The organism is Staphylococcus sp. FW104-15G4D, from assembly GCF_058790135.1.
Window position 1 is genome coordinate 1 of record NZ_JBYTCH010000014.1, and the last position, 2991, is coordinate 2991.

General features: G+C 31.9%; 4 protein-coding genes. 1 reads left to right on the plus strand and 3 read right to left on the minus strand.

What is annotated here, in order from left to right; genetic code table 11:
* The first annotated feature begins 81 nt into the window (after positions 1 to 81).
* Positions 82 to 492, plus strand: coding sequence for a YdhK family protein (locus AC3WQX_RS11985; protein ID WP_492740330.1), 411 nt, complete (start codon positions 82 to 84; stop codon positions 490 to 492).
* 205 nt (positions 493 to 697) lie between these two features.
* Here the strand turns inward: AC3WQX_RS11985 and arsC are convergent, their stop codons facing one another.
* From arsC to AC3WQX_RS12000, 3 genes are read right to left on the minus strand one after another with little or no spacing between them, the layout of a single operon-like run.
* Positions 698 to 1093: an arsenate reductase (thioredoxin) gene (arsC, locus tag AC3WQX_RS11990; RefSeq protein ID WP_002491676.1), complete on the minus strand. Its 396-nt coding sequence runs from the start codon at positions 1091 to 1093 to the stop codon at positions 698 to 700.
* Positions 1094 to 1109: 16 nt separating this feature from the next.
* Positions 1110 to 2399 (minus strand): arsenite efflux transporter membrane subunit ArsB, encoded by a 1290-nt coding sequence (arsB, locus tag AC3WQX_RS11995; RefSeq protein ID WP_002491720.1) that lies wholly within the window; start codon positions 2397 to 2399, stop codon positions 1110 to 1112.
* A 2-nt stretch (positions 2400 to 2401) separates the two neighbouring features.
* Positions 2402 to 2716 carry an ArsR/SmtB family transcription factor gene (locus AC3WQX_RS12000; protein ID WP_002499582.1) on the minus strand — a complete coding sequence of 105 codons (315 nt, stop codon included), beginning with the start codon at positions 2714 to 2716 and terminating at the stop codon, positions 2402 to 2404.
* Positions 2717 to 2991: the final 275 nt, after the last annotated feature.

Here is a 2991-nt window from a genome sequence, read left to right on the forward strand (position 1 = left end):
CATGCCACGAAATTAGCATCATGCTAGCAAGTTAAGCGAACACTGACATGATAAATTAGTGGTTAGCTATATTTTTTTACTTTGCAACAGAACCTGACATCGACTAATGAGGGTGAATTTAAAATAGGAGATAAAGTAACGATTACAGCAGGACATATGCCAGGTATGAAAGGTGCAGAAGCTACTGTAAAAGGTGCGTATAAAACATATGCCTATGTTGTAAGTTATAAACCCACAAATGGAAATGAAAAAGTAAACAATCATAAATGGGTCGTAAACGAAGAGATCAAAGATGCACCTAAAGATGGATTTAGTAAAGGCGATACTGTTAAATTAGAAGCAAGTCATATGTCTGGTATGAAAGGTGCTACAGCCAATATAGATAACGTGAAAAAGACGACTGTTTACGTAGTTGATTACAAATCCAAAGATAATGGTAAAATCATTAAAAATCATAAATGGATGACAGGAAATGAGCTGAAAGCACGATAAAAATCTAGTTCTAGATTGAGAAATAAATAGATATAAAAATATCCCCCTTAATCAATAATTTAAATAACTTATTATTGTTAAGGAGGATATTTTTTAGTGTGTAAATTAAATAGATAAGAAAAATGACTAATCCTGAAGATAAATCAAAAAGTATAAAATAATTAATAATAAAAAAGCGTCCCAATTATATTGAGACGCTTAAAGTTTATCTATCTTTAAATGATTCAATGGCGGTTTTGATTTCATCTCTAACACGTTGGAATTCTGACCAAGGTTTGCCTGCTGGATCATCAAATCCCCAATGTTCCTTCTTTACATTAGGCGGCAATATAGGACAGTTTTGATCAGCATCACTACATAGAGTTACTACTAAATCGGATTGGTTTAGTATATTGTTGTCAATTAAATTAGAAGTATGGTTTGATATATCAATTCCAACTTCTTTCATAGCTTCGATTGCTTTCGGATTGACACCGTGTGCCTCAATACCGCCAGAATATACTTGCCATTCATCACCTAAGATTTTTTTACCCCAGCCTTCAGCCATTTGGCTACGGCATGAATTACCTGTACATATAAAATAAATTATTTTCTTTGTCATCATTGACACCTCTTTTTTAAAATATAATAAGTGTAACGTACAAACCAACTAATGTAATAAACAGAACAGGAATCGTAATAACAATACCCGTTTTAAAATATGTGCCCCACGAAATTTTTACTCCTTTTTGTGTTAAAACATGTAGCCATAGTAATGTTGCTAAGGAGCCGATAGGTGTGATTTTAGGTCCTAAATCTGCGCCAATGATATTAGCATAAATCATGCCTTCTTTGATTAGGCCAGTTGTTGTAGATTGTCCAATAGCAATTGCATCGATTAGTACAGTCGGCATATTATTCATAATCGCTGAAAGAAATGCAGATATGAAGCCCATCCCTATAATACTACTGAACAGTCCATAGTCTGATATAGTTGATAACATATTAGCTAATAATGCAGTAATACCCACATTTTTCAGACCAAATACAACTAAATACATTCCTATAGAAAAGAGCACAATATTCCATGGTGCACCTTTGATAACTTGTTTTGTATTTACTACTCTCGATTTATAGGCCAATACAGTAAATATAAACGCAATCAAACAAGCAATTAACGATACTGGAATTTGAATAAATTCACTAACTATATAACCAATGAGTAAGATTGATAAAACAATCCATGAAAACTTGAATAATTTTGGATCTTTAATGGCTTGATTAGGTGTTTTAAGATTGTTAATTTCAAAATGGTTAGGAATAACTTTTCTGAAATATAGCCATAATACAATAATACTTGCAAGTAAAGAGAATAGATTGGGAATGATCATGCGGCTTACATATTCAATAAATCCAATATGGAAGTAGTCAGCAGAAACGATATTAACCAAATTACTTACAATTAGTGGAAGAGACGTAGTATCTGCAATGAATCCACTTGCAATGATAAAAGGAAAAATGACTTTTTGATTAAACCCTAAATTTCTTACCATAGCTAGCACGATTGGAGTGAGAATTAATGCAGCTCCATCGTTCGCAAAGAAAGCTGCTACAATAGCGCCTAACAACATAATGTAAACAAACATTTTAAACCCATGACCATTTGAAGCTCTGACCATATGTATAGCTGCCCATTCGAAAAATCCAATTTCATCTAAAATTAATGAAATGAGTATAACAGCGACAAAGGTTAACGTCGCATTCCAAACAATCCCCGTAACTTCTAGTACGTCTGAAAAGCTAACAACACCTGTAATGATAGCAATAACAGCACCGATTAAAGCTGTAACTCCAATATCCAAACCTTTAGGTTGCCATATGATAAAAATTAACGTTAATATAAAAATAGTGATTGCTAATATCGTCATTGTTAACACTCACCTTTCTCTACTGTTTCACATATACATGGGACAGTACAGGAACTCAATAGAGTGAGTCGTGATGTAACGTTATCCAATACGTCATGATTCAATTTGTAGAAAATTTTATTACCATCTTTTCTGGATGTAATTAAATTATTGTCTTTTAATACTTTCATATGATGACTTAATGTGGGTTGAGAAAAAGAAAAATGCTCTAATAAATCACAAGCGCATAATTCACCACAAGATAACAAATCTAATATTTCAAGACGGCTACTATCAGCCATCACTTTCAAGTATTGCGATATTTCACTATAATTCAATTTTTTCTCCCTTTCTACTTGAAATCTTTTATTTCGTTAATAATTTTTATTGTCACTTGATAAATTATATACTTGCTTAACTCCTAAATTATTAACTGGTTTAAAGTAGACTCTAGGTCTTATTATAATCAATAACATTAATATTCTGATATTCGATAAGGTATGACAAAGTAATTATCAAAACTTTCATTTTTAATTTTGTTTATCCAAAATGATTCATCTTCTTTTTTGTTACTAAAAAGGTCATCACGTTGATTTAGCGTAACTAACGATTG